The 16,438-nt window shown below is 72.1% G+C and carries 14 protein-coding genes and 1 pseudogene; 11 read left to right on the forward strand and 4 right to left on the reverse strand.

The annotated features are described in order from the left end of the window. The first annotated feature begins 321 nt into the window (after window positions 1-321). From AB0L74_RS22680 to AB0L74_RS22715, 8 genes and pseudogenes are all read left to right on the forward strand, one after another. Entirely contained in the window at window positions 322-1,374 is a 1,053-nt protein-coding gene (locus AB0L74_RS22680) for a BMP family ABC transporter substrate-binding protein (RefSeq protein ID WP_365655131.1), read from the forward strand. A gap of 435 nt (window positions 1,375-1,809) precedes the next feature. Beyond that, window positions 1,810-2,856 carry a BMP family ABC transporter substrate-binding protein gene (locus tag AB0L74_RS22685; RefSeq protein WP_365655134.1) on the forward strand — a complete coding sequence of 349 codons (1,047 nt, stop codon included), beginning with the start codon at window positions 1,810-1,812 and terminating at the stop codon, window positions 2,854-2,856. Between the two features lie 209 nt (window positions 2,857-3,065). Then, window positions 3,066-4,622 carry an ABC transporter ATP-binding protein gene (locus AB0L74_RS22690; RefSeq protein ID WP_365655137.1) on the forward strand — a complete coding sequence of 519 codons (1,557 nt, stop codon included), beginning with the start codon at window positions 3,066-3,068 and terminating at the stop codon, window positions 4,620-4,622. After that, a complete protein-coding gene (locus AB0L74_RS22695) occupies window positions 4,622-5,746 on the forward strand; it encodes an ABC transporter permease (RefSeq protein WP_365655140.1) in 1,125 nt (374 codons plus the stop codon). Before AB0L74_RS22690 ends, AB0L74_RS22695 begins: the two co-directional genes overlap by 1 nt. Beyond that, window positions 5,743-7,020: an ABC transporter permease gene (locus AB0L74_RS22700; protein ID WP_365655143.1), complete on the forward strand. Its 1,278-nt coding sequence runs from the start codon at window positions 5,743-5,745 to the stop codon at window positions 7,018-7,020. The genes AB0L74_RS22695 and AB0L74_RS22700 overlap by 4 nt, the downstream gene beginning before the upstream one ends. Beyond that, window positions 7,017-7,409: a cytidine deaminase gene (locus AB0L74_RS22705; protein ID WP_365655146.1), complete on the forward strand. Its 393-nt coding sequence runs from the start codon at window positions 7,017-7,019 to the stop codon at window positions 7,407-7,409. The genes AB0L74_RS22700 and AB0L74_RS22705 overlap by 4 nt, the downstream gene beginning before the upstream one ends. A 90-nt stretch (window positions 7,410-7,499) precedes the next feature. Continuing rightward, window positions 7,500-8,783 carry a thymidine phosphorylase gene (locus AB0L74_RS22710; RefSeq protein ID WP_365655149.1) on the forward strand — a complete coding sequence of 428 codons (1,284 nt, stop codon included), beginning with the start codon at window positions 7,500-7,502 and terminating at the stop codon, window positions 8,781-8,783. A gap of 89 nt (window positions 8,784-8,872) precedes the next feature. Then, a pseudogene (locus AB0L74_RS22715) lies at window positions 8,873-9,452 on the forward strand (Uma2 family endonuclease). A 7-nt stretch (window positions 9,453-9,459) separates the two neighbouring features. Here the strand turns inward: AB0L74_RS22715 and AB0L74_RS22720 are convergent. Beyond that, the gene (locus tag AB0L74_RS22720) at window positions 9,460-10,380 is read right to left on the reverse strand and encodes an AEC family transporter (RefSeq protein ID WP_365655153.1); all 921 of its coding nucleotides are present in this window, start codon (window positions 10,378-10,380) and stop codon (window positions 9,460-9,462) included. Window positions 10,381-10,527: 147 nt separating this feature from the next. Between AB0L74_RS22720 and AB0L74_RS22725 the strand changes: the two genes are divergently transcribed. Next, complete coding sequence (locus tag AB0L74_RS22725) at window positions 10,528-10,914, forward strand: STAS domain-containing protein (RefSeq protein ID WP_365655156.1); 387 nt, start codon at window positions 10,528-10,530, stop codon at window positions 10,912-10,914. Here the strand turns inward: AB0L74_RS22725 and AB0L74_RS22730 are convergent. Then, on the reverse strand, window positions 10,798-11,814 hold the full coding sequence (locus AB0L74_RS22730; RefSeq protein ID WP_365655159.1) for a sigma-70 family RNA polymerase sigma factor: 1,017 nt from the start codon (window positions 11,812-11,814) through the stop codon (window positions 10,798-10,800). The genes AB0L74_RS22725 and AB0L74_RS22730 overlap by 117 nt on opposite strands. Window positions 11,815-11,943: 129 nt before the next feature. Then, the gene (locus AB0L74_RS22735) at window positions 11,944-13,242 is read right to left on the reverse strand and encodes an MFS transporter (RefSeq protein WP_365655162.1); all 1,299 of its coding nucleotides are present in this window, start codon (window positions 13,240-13,242) and stop codon (window positions 11,944-11,946) included. A gap of 63 nt (window positions 13,243-13,305) precedes the next feature. On the opposite strand from AB0L74_RS22735, the gene AB0L74_RS22740 reads away from it, so the two are divergent. Continuing rightward, complete coding sequence (locus tag AB0L74_RS22740) at window positions 13,306-14,259, forward strand: LysR substrate-binding domain-containing protein (protein WP_365655165.1); 954 nt, start codon at window positions 13,306-13,308, stop codon at window positions 14,257-14,259. A gap of 124 nt (window positions 14,260-14,383) precedes the next feature. On the opposite strand, the gene AB0L74_RS22745 is transcribed toward AB0L74_RS22740, so the two are convergent. Next, complete coding sequence (locus tag AB0L74_RS22745) at window positions 14,384-15,145, reverse strand: alpha/beta hydrolase (RefSeq protein ID WP_365655168.1); 762 nt, start codon at window positions 15,143-15,145, stop codon at window positions 14,384-14,386. 157 nt (window positions 15,146-15,302) lie between these two features. On the opposite strand from AB0L74_RS22745, the gene AB0L74_RS22750 reads away from it, so the two are divergent. After that, the gene (locus AB0L74_RS22750; RefSeq protein WP_365655172.1) at window positions 15,303-16,421 is read left to right on the forward strand and encodes an adenosine deaminase; all 1,119 of its coding nucleotides are present in this window, start codon (window positions 15,303-15,305) and stop codon (window positions 16,419-16,421) included. Window positions 16,422-16,438: the final 17 nt, after the last annotated feature.

Raw genomic sequence — 16,438 nt, forward strand, 5'->3', positions numbered from 1 at the left:
CAATCCACACCGAACCGGAAGGCCCTCACCCGTTCAAGATCCCCCAGCCGAGACCTGGCTCACCCGTCCACAACCTCCCCGGACAGAACAGCTAGCCGGCCCCGGCCCGTCCCGGCGGCGGCCGGGCGGGCCGCCGGCTGACCGGTGCCCCGTTGGCGCCCTTTCGTTCCCCTTCGAACCGGTGGTTCACCGGGCCGTAACCGGCCACCGGCACGAATGGATAACGGCCCCGGGGAACCCCGTTCCCAGGGGTTTCTACGCGCGTTAATGTGCGCCGAACCGAGCATCCGCTGCGGGGTTGTGAAGAATGGGGAACTTCAGATGCGCCGGATACCGAGACTGACCCGCGCCGCGGTGGGGGTCGCGTCGCTCGCCCTCGCCGCCACCGCCTGCGGCAGCACCAGCAGCGAGAAGGACAGCGTCGACAGCGGCGCGAAGGGCGGCAAGGGTCTCGCCATCGCCTACGACATCGGCGGCCGGGGCGACCAGTCCTTCAACGACGCCGCGTACGCGGGCCTGGAGCGGGCGAAGAAGGAGTTCGGTTACGAGACCGCCGACATCGAGCCCACCGAGGGCGAGACGGACGCCGACAAGGAGCAGCGCCTGGCGTCCCTGGCGCGCCAGGGCCACAACCCGGTCATCGGCGTCGGGTTCGCCTACGGTCCGGCGATGAAGGCCGTGGCCGCCAAGTACCCGAAGACCACCTTCGGCATCGTCGACTCCGTGGTCGAGGGCAAGAACGTCGCCTCTCTGGTCTTCGCCGAGGAGCAGGCGTCGTACCTGGCCGGTGTCGCCGCCGCGAAGGCCACCAGGACGAAGTCGGTCGGCTTCGTGGGCGGCGTGGACGTCCCGCTCATCCACAAGTTCGAGGCCGGCTTCGAGCAGGGCGTGAAGGACACCGACCCCAAGGTGAAGGTCCTCTCCCAGTACCTGACGCAGACGGCCGAGGAGGGCGGCTTCTCCAGCCCGGAGAAGGGCAGGGCCGCCGCCGAGGGCCAGATCGAGAAGAAGGCGGACGTCGTCTACCATGCCGCCGGCCTGTCCGGACAGGGGGTGATCGAGGCCGCCGCCAAGGCCGGGGTCTGGGCGATCGGCGTCGACTCCGACCAGTACCGGCAGGAAGCCCTCGCGAAGTACAAGGACTCCATCCTCACCTCGGCGACCAAGGACGTCGGCGGCTCGGTGTACGCCCTGGCCAAGTCCGTGAAGGACGGCAAGCCGCTGACCGGCACCCAGACCTTCGACCTGAAGGTCAACGGCGTCGGCCTGACCGAGAGCAACCCGCGGTTCGCCGCCGTCCCGGGCCTGAAGGACGCCGTCGCGAAGGCGAAGGCGGGCATCATCGACGGCTCCATCAAGGTCCGCACCGAGTGACGCGCGCGGCGGGGCCGACGCGCCGGTGAACACCGGCCCGCACCAACCGGCCCCGCCCCCCGTCCGGCCCAGGCCCCCGGCCCGTACCACCTCGCCCGCCCCGGCCCGCCCGCTGCCGGTCATCCGCCCCCTCGCCCGCCCGCGCCCCGAGCCGTACCGGCAGCCGTACCGGCCGATCGGATGAAAGCGACCGGACGCTGACGAAACGGGCGGGTGCCGCCGGTGTCCGCCCGGTCGGCCGTCCCGCCGCCCGGTTACCCGCCGCCACCCTTCCTTTGCGGTCGGCAACACTCGGCGCGCCGCGCACGGCCGGTTGGCCACGGGCGGATAACAAGGTGGACAGAAGGGGTTTTCAGGTAGGTCTACGCGCGTTAATCTGCGGCGAAGTCAGCGCCGAAGCCGAACCGTCCGGCGCTAGCACGACAGGAGCACCACATGCGCCGGATTTCCCGGATCACGGTCGCAGGCGCAGCGACCGCCTCCCTGGCCCTCGCGCTCTCCGCCTGCGGCGGTACCTCGACCTCCGGGTCGTCGGAGTCGAAGGGCGACAAGGGCCTCGCCATCGCCTACGACGTCGGCGGCAAGGGTGACCAGTCCTTCAACGACGCCGCCTTCGCCGGCCTGGAGCGGGCGAAGAAGGAGTTCGACTACACCACCGCCGACATCGAGCCCACCGAGGGCGAGACGGACGCGGACAAGCAGCAGCGCCTGGAGTCCCTGGCCAAGCAGGGCTACAACCCGGTCGTCGGTGTCGGCTACGCGTACGCCACCGCCATGAAGGGCGCCGCGGAGAAGTACCCGGACACGACCTTCGGCATCGTGGACGACTCCACGGTCAACGCCGACAACGTGGCCGACCTCGTCTTCTCCGAGGAGCAGGCGTCGTACCTGGCCGGTGTCGCCGCCGCCAAGTCCACCAAGAGCAAGGTCGTCGGCTTCGTGGGCGGCGTGGACGTCCCGCTGATCCACAAGTTCCAGGCCGGCTTCGAGCAGGGCGTGAAGGACACCGACCCCAAGGTCAAGGTCCTCTCCCAGTACCTGACGCAGACGGCCGAGGAGGGCGGCTTCTCCAGCCCGGACAAGGGCAAGACCGCCGCCGAGGGCCAGATCGAGAAGAAGGCCGACGTCGTCTACGCTGCCGCCGGTCTGTCCGGACAGGGCGTGATCGAGGCCGCCGCCGCCAACAAGGTGTGGGCGATCGGCGTCGACTCCGACCAGTACCAGCAGGAAGCCCTCGCGAAGTACAAGGACTCCATCCTCACCTCGGCGATGAAGGACGTCGCCAAGGCGGTGTACAACCTCGCGAAGTCCGTGAAGGACGGCAAGCCGCAGACCGGTATCGTCAGGGGCGATCTGAAGAGCGGTGAGGTGAGCCTGTCGGACTCCAACCCGAAGTTCGCGCGGAACGCCGAGCTCCAGGAAGCCATCAAGACGGCCAAGGAGAAGATCATCAGCGGCGAGATCAAGGTCAAGAGCAGCTGATACTGCACCACCTCGAACAGCGTGCAACCGCCGGGTTGCGTCCGCGCAGCGGGGTACGGGGAGGCCCGCCTCCCCGTACCCCGTTGCTCGGTGCGCCGCTCGTTTCGATGCCGTAGGGGCGCTACGCGTGTAGATGACCCCCGTCCCCAGGAGAGTGCGCCATCCACGCGTCCAGCAGCCCTCCGGCCGGCGCGGCGGTCAACGGTCAGGTGACCGCCGTCGAGCTCGCCGGGATCACGAAGCGTTTCCCCGGTGTCGTGGCCAACCACGACATCCACCTCACCGTCCGCAAGGGCACCGTCCACGCCCTCGTCGGCGAGAACGGCGCCGGCAAGTCGACGCTGATGAAGATCCTCTACGGCATGCAGAAGCCGGACGAGGGCACCATCGCGATCGACGGCGAGCAGGTGAGCTTCTCGTCGCCGGCCGACGCCATCGCCCGCGGCATCGGCATGGTCCACCAGCACTTCATGCTCGCCGACAACCTGACGGTGCTGGAGAACGTGGTGCTGGGCAGCGAGAAGCTGTACGGCATCGGCTCCAAGGCCCGCCGCAGGATCCAGGAGATCTCCGACCGCTACGGTCTCGGCGTGCGTCCCGACGCCGTGGTCGAGGAGCTCGGCGTCGCCGCCCGCCAGCGCGTGGAGATCCTCAAGGTCCTCTACCGCGGCGCCCGCACGCTGATCCTGGACGAGCCCACCGCGGTCCTCGTCCCGCAGGAGGTGGACGCCCTCTTCGACAACCTGCGCGAGCTGAAGTCGGAGGGCCTGTCCGTCATCTTCATCTCCCACAAGCTGGGCGAGGTCCTCTCGGTCGCCGACGACATCACCGTCATCCGCCGCGGCACGACGGTCGGCACGGCCGTGCCCGCCGAGACGACCCCGCGCCAGCTCGCCGAGATGATGGTCGGCAGCGAGCTGCCCACCCCGGAGACCGCCGAGTCCACCGTCACCGACCGCCCCGTCCTCACCGTCGAGAAGCTGCGCCTGGCGGCCCCCGGCGGCAAGGCCCTGCTCGACGACGTCACCTTCACCATCCACGCCGGTGAGGTGCTGGGCATCGCGGGCGTCGAGGGCAACGGCCAGACCGAGCTGGTGGACGCGCTGATCGGGCTGCGCCACGCCGACTCCGGCACGATCCGCCTCGGCGACGAGGAGATCACCGGCTGGACCACCCGCAAGCGCCGCGAGCAGGGCGTCGGCTACATCCCCGAGGACCGCCACCGCCACGGCCTGCTCCTGGAGGCCCCCCTCTGGGAGAACCGCATCCTCGGCCACGTCACCGAGAAGCCCAACGCCAAGGGCGTCTGGCTGGACCCGAAGGCGGCCCAGGAGGACACCCGGCGGATCGTGACGACGTACGACGTCCGCACCCCGGGCATCGACGTCACCGCCGCCTCCCTGTCCGGCGGCAACCAGCAGAAGCTGATCGTCGGCCGCGAGATGAGCCACCAGCCGCGCTTCCTGATCGCCGCGCACCCCACCCGCGGTGTGGACGTCGGCGCGCAGGCGGCGATCTGGGACCACATCCGCGAGGCGCGCCGCGAGGGACTGGCGGTGCTGCTGATCTCCGCCGACCTGGACGAGCTGATCGGCCTGTCCGACACCCTCCGCGTGATCTACGACGGCAGGCTGGTCGCCGACGCCGACCCGGCCTCCATCACCCCCGAGGAGCTCGGCTCGGCGATGACCGGTGCCGCCACCGGCCACCTCGAACACGAAGAGCCCCCGGCCGCCGGCCCGGGCAGGGAAGACGAGGCCCGTTGATGAAGAAGTTCGACAAGGAGCGCGTGCTCCTCGCGGTGGCCGGTCCGGTCATCGCGCTCGCCGTGGCCTTCGTCCTGAGCGCGATCGCGCTGATCGCCTCGGGCAAGAACCCCGTCGAGCCGTTCGCCCTCATGTTCGAGCAGGCCGGGTTCTCCGACATCCAGGTCCTCATCGTCAACCAGGCGTCGATGTACTACGTCGCCGCGCTGGCGGTCGCCATCGGCTTCCGGATGAACCTGTTCAACATCGGCGTCGACGGCCAGTACCAGCTCGCCGCCATGCTCACCGCGATCGTCGGCGCCCACGCCGCCCTGCCGGCCTTCCTCCAGGTCCCGCTGCTGCTGCTGACCGCCGCCCTCACCGGCGCGTTCTGGTCCGGCATCGCCGGTGTCCTGAAGGTCACCCGCGGGGTCAGCGAGGTCGTCGCCACGATCATGCTGAACGCGATCGCCACCTCCGTCATCGGCTACCTCTGGCTGCCGGACGTCTTCGGCGTCAAGGTCGGCAACAACAACACCACCGGCGAGATGCACGACTCCGGCTGGATCCCCGGCATCGACCTGGGCGCGGCCGGCGAGATCTACGGCCTGGTGTTCCTCGCGGTGCTGCTCGGCATCGGCTACTGGGTCGTCCTCAACCGCACCCGCTTCGGCTTCGACCTGCGCGCCTCCGGCGCCTCGGAGTCCGCCGCCGCGGCCAGCGGCGTCGACCCCAAGCGCATGGTGCTGACCGCCATGCTCATCTCCGGCGCCATCGCCGGTCTCGCGGGCCTGCCGATCCTGCTCGGCGACACCCACACCTACAGCCTCAACTTCCCCACCGGCATCGGCTTCCTCGGCATCGGCATCGCCCTGCTGGGCCGCAACAGCCCGGTCGGCATCGCCTTCGCCGCCCTGCTGTGGGCCTGGCTCGACAAGGCGTCGCCGGAGCTGGACTTCCACGGCTACGACAAGGAGATCGCGGTCATCATGCAGGGCCTGATCGTGCTCTCGGTCGTCGTCTCCTACGAGGCCGTCCGCGAGTGGGGCCTGCGCCGCCAGCAGCGCCGCGTCGGCGCCGAACTGGCCGCCGGGCACGTCCTGGGCGCCGACACCGACACCACGAAGGAGGTGGCTGGCCGATGACCACCCCGCAGACCACGGCGACCGACGTCAACCAGCCCACGCTGCGGCCCGCGGCACCGACCGGCCGCCGCTTGTCGCTGCCCGTCCTGCTGCTGGTCATCGCCGGAGCCCTGGCGCTGACCTCGCTCGTCCGCATCATCACCGGCGCCGACGGCATCACCAACGTCAGCCAGATGTCCACCGCGCTCCAGCTCGCCGTCCCCATCGGCCTGGCCGGTCTCGGCGGCCTGTGGGCCGAGCGCGCGGGCGTCGTCAACATCGGCCTCGAAGGCATGCTGATCCTCGGCACCTGGTTCGGCGCCTGGGCCGGCTTCCAGTGGGGCCCGTGGACCGGCGTCCTGGTCGGCATCATCGGCGGCGCGCTCGGCGGCCTGCTGCACGCGATCGTCACCGTCACCTTCAACGTCAACCACATCGTCTCCGGTGTGGCCCTCAACATCCTCGCCCTGGGCGCCACCCGCTACCTGGCCCCCCTCGCCTTCGAGGGCGAGCCCGGCGGCTCCGCCAAGCAGTCCCCGGCGGTGGACTCCCTCGGCCACTTCACCGTGCCCGGACTGTCCGACGCGCTGAGCGACCTCAACGACAAGGGCTGGTTCCTGGTCTCGGACCTCGCCGGCCTGCTCGGCGGCCTGGTCACCAACGTCTCCTGGCTGACCCTGATCGCCGTCGCCCTGATCCCCGCCACCTGGTGGATCCTGTGGCGCACCCCGTTCGGCCTGCGCCTGCGCTCCTGCGGCGAGAACCCGGTCGCCGCCGAGTCCCTCGGCGTCAATGTCTACAAGTACAAGTACCTGGCCGTGATCATCTCCGGCGGTCTGGCCGGGCTCGGCGGCGTCTTCCTCTCCATCGTCGCCAACCCCTTCTACCTGGAGGGCCAGACCAGCGGCCGCGGCTACATCGGCCTCGCGGCGATGATCTTCGGCAACTGGATGCCGGGCGGCCTCGCCATCGGCGCCGGCCTGTTCGGCTACACCGACAGCCTCAACCTGCGCGGCGGCTCCGCCAACGTCCACGCGCTGCTGCTGCTCGGCGCGCTGCTGCTGCTCGCGGGGGCGATCTGGTTCGCGGTCCGCAAGGCGTACGTCAAGGCCGTGGTCACCGTGGTCGTCGGCGCCCTGGTCTTCGCCTGGTACGCGAGCACCGACGAGGTCCCCAACCAGGTCGTCTCCGCCACGCCGTACGTCGTCACGCTCGTCGTCCTCGCCCTGTCCGCGCAGCGCCTGCGGATGCCGAAGGCGGACGGCCTGCCGTACCGGAAGGGACAGGGCAAGTGACCGGCGCCGACTGGGCGGCGCTGCGCCGGGCCGCCCGGGACGCCATGTCCCGGGCGTACGCCCCGTACTCCGGGTACGCGGTCGGCGCCGCCGCCCTGGCCGACGACGGCCGCACGGTGACGGGCTGCAACGTGGAGAACGCCAGCTACGGCATCGGCCTGTGCGCCGAGTGCGGCCTGGTCTCCCAGCTCCAGCTCACCGGCGGCGGCCGGCTGACCCACTTCGTCTGCGTGGACGGCCACGGCGAGGTCCTCGTCCCCTGCGGGCGCTGCCGCCAGCTGCTGTACGAGTTCGGCGGCCCGGAGCTGCTGCTTCAGACCCCGGCGGGCGTCCTGCCGCTGTCGGAGATGCTCCCGCAGGCGTTCGGTCCGGACCATCTCACCGGATGACCCTTGCACGGCCCCTCCGAGCCGCGACCGACCGCTCGGAGGGGCCGCGCGTTTCCCCTTCCCCCTTCGCACTCCTGGAAGGAACCACCCATGGCCATGGACGCCATCTCCGTCATCCGCACCAAGCGGGACCGCGGCGAGCTCAGCGACGCGCAGATCGACTGGGTCGTCGACGCGTACACCCGCGGGGAGGTGGCCGACGAGCAGATGTCGGCCCTCGCGATGGCCATCCTCCTCAACGGCATGAACCGCCGCGAGATCGCCCGCTGGACCGCGGCGATGATCGCCTCCGGCGAGCGCATGGACTTCTCCGCGCTGTCCCGCCCGACCGCCGACAAGCACTCCACGGGCGGCGTCGGCGACAAGATCACCCTGCCGCTGGCCCCGCTGGTCGCGGCCTGCGGCGCCGCCGTCCCGCAGCTGTCGGGCCGCGGCCTCGGCCACACCGGCGGCACCCTGGACAAGCTGGAGTCGATCCCCGGCTGGCGGGCGCTGCTGTCCAACGAGGAGATGCTGTCCGTCCTGGACGGCGTCGGCGCGGTCATCTGCGCGGCGGGCGACGGCCTGGCCCCCGCCGACAAGAAGCTCTACGCCCTGCGCGACGTGACCGGCACGGTCGAGGCCATCCCGCTCATCGCCTCCTCGATCATGTCGAAGAAGATCGCCGAGGGCACCGGCTCGCTGGTGCTGGACGTGAAGGTCGGCAGCGGCGCCTTCATGAAGACCCTCGACGACGCCCGTGAACTCGCCTCCACCATGGTCGGGCTCGGCACCGACCACGGCGTGAAGACGGTCGCCCTGCTCACCGACATGTCCACCCCCCTCGGCCTCACGGCGGGCAACGCCCTGGAGGTCCGCGAGTCCGTCGAGGTCCTGGCGGGCGGCGGCCCGGCGGACGTCGTCGAGCTGACCCTCGCGCTCGCCCGCGAGATGCTCGACGCGGTCGGGATCAAGGACGCCGACCCGGCGAAGGCCCTCGCCGACGGCTCCGCCATGGACGTCTGGCGCCGCATGATCGCGGCCCAGGGCGGCGACCCGGACGCGGAACTGCCGGTGGCGCGCGAGCGGCACGTGGTCACGGCGCCGGCCTCCGGCGTCCTCACCCGCCTGGACGCCTACGACATCGGCGTCGCCGCCTGGCGCCTGGGCGCCGGACGCGCCCGCAAGGAGGACCCGGTGCAGGCCGCCGCGGGCGTGGAGCTGCACGCCAAGCCCGGCGACCGGGTGACCCAGGGCCAGCCCCTGCTGACCCTCCACACGGACACCCCCGAGCGCTTCGAGTACGCCCTCGCGGCGCTGGCGGGCTCGTACGACATCGCCCCCGCCGACACGGCCTTCACCGCCTCGCCGGTGGTGCTGGAACGTATCGCCTGACCTGCGCTTTCCCTGTGAACGGGACCGGTGGACCTGCGCCGGTCCCGTTCGGCATGCTGGGATCGGTGACGCACCGATAGGAGATCGCCATGGGCGCACTCACCGTCAGCCACGACCCCGAGCAGGGCTGGGACGACCTGGTCCGGTTCTGGGAGGAGATGGAATGGCCTGAGGGCAGCAAGGTGGAGATCAGGGGTCATCACCGTGTCACCCGCTCCCGCGTCCCGCCACAACGTGATCGCGGCCCGCATCCAGCGTCGCCTGTACTCCGTGATCCCCGAGAACCTGGAGATCTTCCAGACCCAGGCCATCGCTGTGCCCACGCGGCTGGGCATGCTCATCCCGGACCTGCTGGTCGCGCCCGTGGAGGAATGCGCGGAGGCGGATTCCCACATCCCCGCCGCCCTCGCCGAACTCGTGGTCGAGGTGACCTCCACGTCGAACGCCCGCCACGACCGCGTCAGCAAGCCCGCCGCCTACGCGACGGCCGGCCTCCCGTTCTGCCTTCTGGTCGACCGCTGGGCTCCCGGAGGTCCGACCGCGACCCTCTACGGAGAGCCGAAGGGTGACGTGTACCGGGTTCTGAGCGCGGCCAAGTTCGGTGACCCGATCAAGCTCCCGGAACCGTTCGGCCTCACCCTCCACACCGGCGAGTTCCCCGTCGACTGACCTGCCGTCACCCCAGCACCGCCGCCACCCCCACCAGCACCGGTACCGCCACCACCGTCGACACCAGGACCGCGTCCCGGGCGACGCGCTCGCCCACCCGGTACGCCGACGCGTACGTGAAGATGTTCTGCGCGGTCGGCAGCGCCGACGTCACCACCACGTCCAGCAACTGCGCGCCCCGCAGCCCGAACACCCCCGCCGCCAGCGCCCAGGCCACCGCCGGCTGGCCCACCGACTTCAGCGCGACCGCGAGCAGCACCGGCCGCCGGTCCGCGCCGCGCAGGGGCATCGCGCTGCCGCACAGGGAGATCCCGAAGGCCAGCAGGACCGCCGGGACGGACATGTTGCCGATCAGCTCCAACGGGTCCATCACGGGGTCCGGCACCCGCAGCCCGCTCGCCGCGACCGCGACCCCGGCCAGCGCCCCGACCGCTATCGGGTTGCGCAGCGGCGTCAGCAGCCGCCGCCACAGCGGGTCCTTCCCGTCGCCGCCCGCCAGGTCCAGGATCGTCAGCGCGAGCGGGGCGAGGGCGACCAGCTGGAACAGCAGCACCGGCGCCACCAGCGAGGCGTCCCCGAGGACGTACACGGCGATGGGGATGCCGAGGTTGCCGGAGTTGACGTAACCGGAGCACAGCGCGCCGATCGTGGTCCGGCCCACGCCCCAGCGGCGTACGACGCCGACGGCGATGAACACCCCCATCACGGCGGCCGTGCTCAGCGCCGTCACCAGCAGCCGGTCGGAGAACACCACCGACAGGTCCGCCCGCGCCAGCGTGGTGAACAGCAGCGCCGGTGAGGCCACATGGAAGGCGAGCCGGGTCAGCACCTCGCGCCCCTGCTCGCCGAGATGGCCGCCCCGGCCCAGGACATAACCGACGCCGATGACGACGGCGATGACCGCGAACCCCGTCAGCACCCCTTGCACGGCGCCTCCCCGGCAAAGAGGGGGGCGTCGGGCAGCACGGCCGGAGCGGGTATGTGGGGCATGCAGGCAATTCTCCGGGTGCGCGGCGCCGGCAGGTCAATGTGATCTTCACCGGGGCCGTCGCCCACGGGACCCGTCCCCGCACCGATGAGTTCGGCGACCACCCCGGGTCTACCGCAGGTGGATGCCGTGACACCCGCCGTACTCGTGCTGCCGGACGCCCTCTCCCCGCAGGAGCTGCCCCGGCTCTGCGGCGAGGTGCGCGCGCTGCTGGAGACCACCGGGGCCTCCGTCGTCGTCTGCGACGTCGGCGGGCTCGGCCCGCCGGGGCTGGCCGTCGTCGAGCTGCTGGCCCGCCTGGAGCTCACCGCGAGGCGAGCCGGGGGCCGGATACGGCTGCGTGACCCCGGCCCGGCCCTACAGGCCCTGCTCGGCCTGACCGGCCTCGGCTTCGAGACGGAGGGGCAGCCCGAACAGCGGGAACCACCGCCGGGTGTCGAGGAAGCAGTGGAAACCGGTGATCCGGCCGTCTGAGATCTCCAGAACCTGGATCGCCCACGGCGTGAAGCCGCCCGCCTCCGGGTCCGGCTTGTAGTGGGCGAACCCCGGCAGCCCGTTGGCCCGCACGGGCACCAGCCGGGAGTCCGCGCAGGAGGCGCCGAGCGTCGTCATGAAGCCGGTGATGTCCGCGGGGCCGGCCAGCCACAGGTCGAACGGCGGCATCGTCATGACGGCGTCCTCGTGCAGCAGGGCCGTCAGGGCCGTCATGTCGTATCCCTCGAACGCGGCGACATAGCGCTCAAGCAGCTGCTGCTGCTTCTCGTCCAGCGGGTCGGACACCGCCGCGTCGGCCCCCCGGTCCGCCCGCTCGGCCAGCGTGGCGCGGGCCCGCTGAAGGGCGCTGTTGACGGAGGCGACCGAGGTGCCCAGCAGCTCGGCGACCTCGCTCGCCTTCCACGCCAGCACCTCGCGCAGGATCAGCACCGCCCGCTGCTTGGGCGGCAGCCGCTGGAGGGCGGCCATGAAGGCGAGCCGCACCGACTCCTTGGCGACCGCGGCCTCCGCTGGGTCCTGGACGGCCGGCAGCACGCGGGCGTCCGGCACCGGCTCCAGCCAGGTGTGGTCCGGGCGGGGCGACAGGGCGGCCCGGGCCAGCGGCGTCGACTCCGTCAGGTCCATGGGCCGGGCGCGCTTGCTGCCCGCGGCCAGCATGTCCAGGCAGACGTTGGTCGCGATGCGGTAGAGCCAGGAACGCAGGCTGGAGCGGCCCTCGAACCTGTCGTAGCTCCGCCAGGCGCGCACCAGGGTGTCCTGCACCGCGTCCTCCGCCTCGAAGGAGGAGCCGAGCATCCGGTAGCAGTAGCCGGTCAGCTCCACCCGGTGCCGCTCCAGCGCCGAGTCCAGCTCCGCGGTCGCCGCCGTGCCGTTGGTCATCGTCCACCCACCCCTGTGGCCGTCCCTCGTGCGCGTGTTCGCGCCTCGCACTGGGGAAGCTACCGCAGGGCACTGACAACGGCTTCCGGAGCCGGGAAAGGCCGGGCCGCTAAGGCGCGCGGCCGCGGGTCAGGCCGTCACGGCGTACCGCTCCCGCCGCGCCGCCCGCGACCCGAGCAGCGTGATGGCCGCGACGCCCAGCACGGCCAGCAGCCCGACGGCGACCGTCCCGGCCCAGCCCTGGGCGTGGAAGGCCACCGCGCCCACCGTGCTGCCCGCGCTGGAGCCGACGTAGTACGCGGACTGGTACAGGGCCGACGCCTGGGCGCGGCCGTGCGCCGCCGTCTTGCCGACCGCCGACGACGCCACCGCGTGCCCCGCGAAGAAGCCCGCCGTGATCAGCACCAGGCCCAGCAGGACCAGCGGCAGGGACGGCGCCAGGGAGAGCAGCAGCCCGGCCGCCGTCGTACCGCCCGCCAGGTACAGCGCCCCGCGCCGCCCGAGGCGGCCCACCAGGCGGCCGGCGGCCGACGCCGAGACCGTGCCGACCAGGTAGACGAGGAAGACGGAGCCGACGATGCCCTGCGGCAGCGAGAACGGCGCCCCGGCCAGGCGGTAGCCGATCACCGTGTAGACGCCGCCGAACACCGTCATGAACAGGGCGCCGATCGCGTACAGGCGGCGCAGCAGCGGGTTGGCGAGGTGGTCGCGGACCGTGCGGGCGAGCACCCGCGGGCGCAGCGAGCCCGGGTGGAAGTGCCTCGGCCTCGGCAGCAGCAGCCGGAAGGCCACCGCGCACGCCACCGCGAGCGCCCCGACCACGCCGACGGCGACCCGCCAGCCCCACTCCTGGGCGACCCAGCCGGTGACGATGCGCCCGCTCATCCCGCCGACGCTGTTGCCGGCCACGAACAGGCCGATGGCGGTGACCAGCGCCTTCGGCGTCACCTCTTCCGCGAGGTAGGCCGTCGCCGAGGCCGGCAGCCCGGCCAGCGCCGCGCCCTGCACCGCCCGCAGCGCCACCAGCGCGGGCAGCGAGGGGGCGAAGGGGACCAGCAGCCCCACGGTCACCGCGACCGCCAGCGACGCCGTCATGACCGTACGCCGCCCGAAGCGCTCCGACAGCGCGCTCATCGGCAGCACGGACACCGCCAGACCACCGGTCGCGGCGGCCACCGTCCAGCTCGCGTCGCTCGCGCTCACGCCGAAGTCGCCGGAGATCAGCGGCAGCAGGGCCTGGGTGGAGTACAGCAGGGCGAAGGTGGCGACGCCCGCGAGGAACAGGGCGAGGCTCATCCGGCGGTAGCCGGGCCCGCCGGGGGACATACGGGACTCGGAGCTGGCCCCGGAGCGGGAGGCGGAGTCGGGTGCGAAGACGGCGGAGGCGGCGCCCACGGTGGTGGACGCCCCGGTACTGGCGGGAGTCATACCGGGACCGTACGGAGGCGCCCGCTGATCCGTCCAATGCATGGAATCGCCATAATCGTTCCCATGGTGCATCAGCAGAGGTCACAGGGTCGCCTGTCACCGTCCGGTGACACAGAAGACATCGTCGCGCTGCTCGCGCCACGCCTGGCCCACTTCGCCGGCGTCGCCCGCACCGAGCACGTCACGCGCGCCGCGCAGGAGATGAACGTCCCCCAGTCGACCCTCTCGCGCGCCCTGGTCCGCCTCGAACAGGACCTGGGCGTCGACCTGTTCGCCCGCCGCGGCCGCACGGTCTCCCTCACCCCCGCCGGGCGCACCTTCCTCGCCTCCGTCGAACGCGCCCTCGCCGAGATCGAGCGGGCCGCCGAGGAGGTCCGCGCGGACGCCGACCCGGCCACCGGCAAGGTGGCCTTCGGCTTCCTGCACACCATGGGCGCCGAGACCGTGCCCGGGCTGCTCCACGCCTTCCGCGCCGATCATCCGCGCGTCCGCTTCAGCCTGGTGCAGAACTACGGCGAGGCGATGCTGGAGCGGCTGCGCGCCGGGGAACTGGACCTGTGCCTGACCTCCCCGGTCCCCGACGCGCCGGACCTGGTCGCCCGCCGCCTCGACGAGCAGAAGCTGCGCCTGGTCGTCCCCGCCGACCACCGCCTGGCCGCCCGCCGGCGCGTGCGCCTGGCCGAGGCCGCCGACGAGATGTTCGTGACCCTGGAGCCCGGCTACGGGCTGCGCCGCATCACCGACGCCCTGTGCCAGGAGGCCGGGTTCCGGCCGCGGGTGGCCTTCGAGGGGGAGGAGGCCGAGACGCTGCGCGGTCTGGTCGCGGCCGGTCTGGGCGTCGCCCTGCTGCCGCCGCCCGCCGTGCCCCGCCCGGGCGTGGCCGAACTGACGGTCACGGCCCCGCGCGCGGCCCGCGAGATCGGGGTGGCCTGGCTGGCGGGCCGCCCGGACACGCCACCGGTGGCGGCGTTCAAGAGGTTCCTGCTGTCCAGACGGGGCAACCTGCTCCCCCACTGAGGGGCGCCACACGGGGCGGCGCGGCTCCCGGCGGCGACGCGCTGCCCGCGCCTGCCGTGAACGGTGAGTCCCGGCGGGCGCCTTTGCCGCGGAGAGCTGCCGTGCGGTGCGCCCCGGCGGCGCTCTACCGCCGCAAAGAGGTGCCGAACCCCGCCGCCAGCGGCATCCGCAGCCCGAGCGGCGGCGGGGCCGCCAGCGCGTCCGCCACCGGCCGCGAGAACGCCCGCCCGAACAGCACGCCCATCACGAAGTCCTCGACCAGGGCCAGGACTTCGTCGCGGTAGTGGTGCAGCCCGTGCCCGTCGGAGTGGACCTCGAACCGGCACACGTCCCGGTTGGCCTTCTTCGCGCGGGCCGCCAGCCGGAACGACAGTTCGGGATCGCTCCGCGCGTCGTTCGTGCCGTGCACGATCAGCACATGCCGGCCGGCGAGCTGTTTCACCGGTTCGGGCGACGCCGCCATGTCCTCCTCCGGCAGCCACGGGGCGAGGGCGACCACCGCGCCGACGGCGTCGTGCCCGCCCGCGCGCAGCGCCGCCCGGCCGCCCATGCCGACACCGGCCAGGCAGACGGGCACGTCCCCGTAGCGCCGTACCACCTCGTCGGCGGCCCAGGAGGCGTCCCGCGCCAGACGCGCCTCGCTGCCGTTCCAGCCGCGGCAGCGGTAGTGCACGACGTGCGCGGCCAGGCCCTCGGCCCGCCCCGCGCGCGACAGGCGGCGGCCCAGCGCGCGCATCGACGCGGTCGCCACCAGGGGAGAGGGCCGGCGGCTCGACACCTCGTCACCGCCGGGGAGCAGCAGGACCACGCCGCTCACCGGCGTCGGCTCCGGACCGAGCGCCCGCCCCAGTCGTGCCGTGCGCGCCGGCGTCGCTTGCTGTGCCATGACAGAACAGTCTCAGAAGAGCGGGTGTACGCCACCCGTCCGTGCGGTCACCGTTACGTATCGACGCATTCGTACACCGCCGCACCACGATTCGTACACCGCCGCACCGCCTCCAACAACCGGCGCCTTCTACGCGCGTAGGAGTTACAGTGCGGAAATGACGAGCCAGAGCACCGCGAAGAGCCCGACGCCGGACCAGATCCGCCGGGCGCCCAAGGTTCTGCTGCACGACCACCTCGACGGCGGGCTGCGCCCGGCCACCATCGTCGAACTCGCCCGCGCCACCGGTTACGCGAAGCTGCCGGACGCCGATCCGGACAAGCTCGGCCTGTGGTTCCGGGAGGCCGCCGACTCCGGGTCCCTGGAGCGGTACCTGGAGACCTTCTCCCACACCGTCGCCGTGATGCAGACCCGCGAGGCGCTGGTCCGCGTCGCCGCCGAGTGCGCCGAGGACCTCGCGCGCGACGGCGTCGTCTACGCCGAGGTGCGCTTCGCCCCCGAGCAGCACCTGGAGGGCGGGCTCACCCTGGAAGAGGTCGTCGAGGCCGTCAACGAGGGCTTCCGGGAGGGCGAGCGGCGGGCGAAGGAGGCCGGCCACCGCATCCGCGTCGGCGCGCTGCTGACCGCCATGCGGCACGCGGCCCGCTCCCTGGAGATCGCCGAACTCGCCAACCGCTACCGGGACGTGGGTGTCGTCGGCTTCGACATCGCCGGCGCCGAGGCCGGTCACCCGCCCACCCGCCACCTCGACGCCTTCGAGTACCTCAAGCGGGAGAACAATCATTTCACCATCCACGCCGGAGAGGCGTTCGGCCTGCCGTCCATCTGGCAGGCGCTCCAGTGGTGCGGCGCCGACCGGCTGGGGCACGGGGTGCGCATCATCGACGACATCCAGGTGCACGAGGACGGTTCGGTCACGCTCGGGCGGCTCGCCTCCTACGTCCGTGACAAGCGCATCCCGCTGGAGCTGTGCCCCAGCTCCAACCTCCAGACGGGGGCCGCCTCCTCGTACGCCGAGCACCCCATCGGGCTGCTGCGCCGCCTGCATTTCCGCGCGACCGTCAACACGGACAACCGGCTGATGTCCCACACCAGCATGAGCCGGGAATTCGAGCATCTTGTCGAGGCATTCGGTTACACGCTCGACGACATGCAGTGGTTCTCCGTCAATGCGATGAAATCAGCGTTCATTCCTTTCGATGAACGACTGGCCATGATCAATGACGTCATCAAGCCCGGGTATGCCGAGCTGAAATCCGAATGGCTGTTCCGGTAGTCCGCCTTCACCAGCGT

The organism is Streptomyces sp. NPDC052020, from assembly GCF_040680575.1.
Taxonomy (GTDB): Bacteria; Actinomycetota; Actinomycetes; order Streptomycetales; family Streptomycetaceae; genus Streptomyces.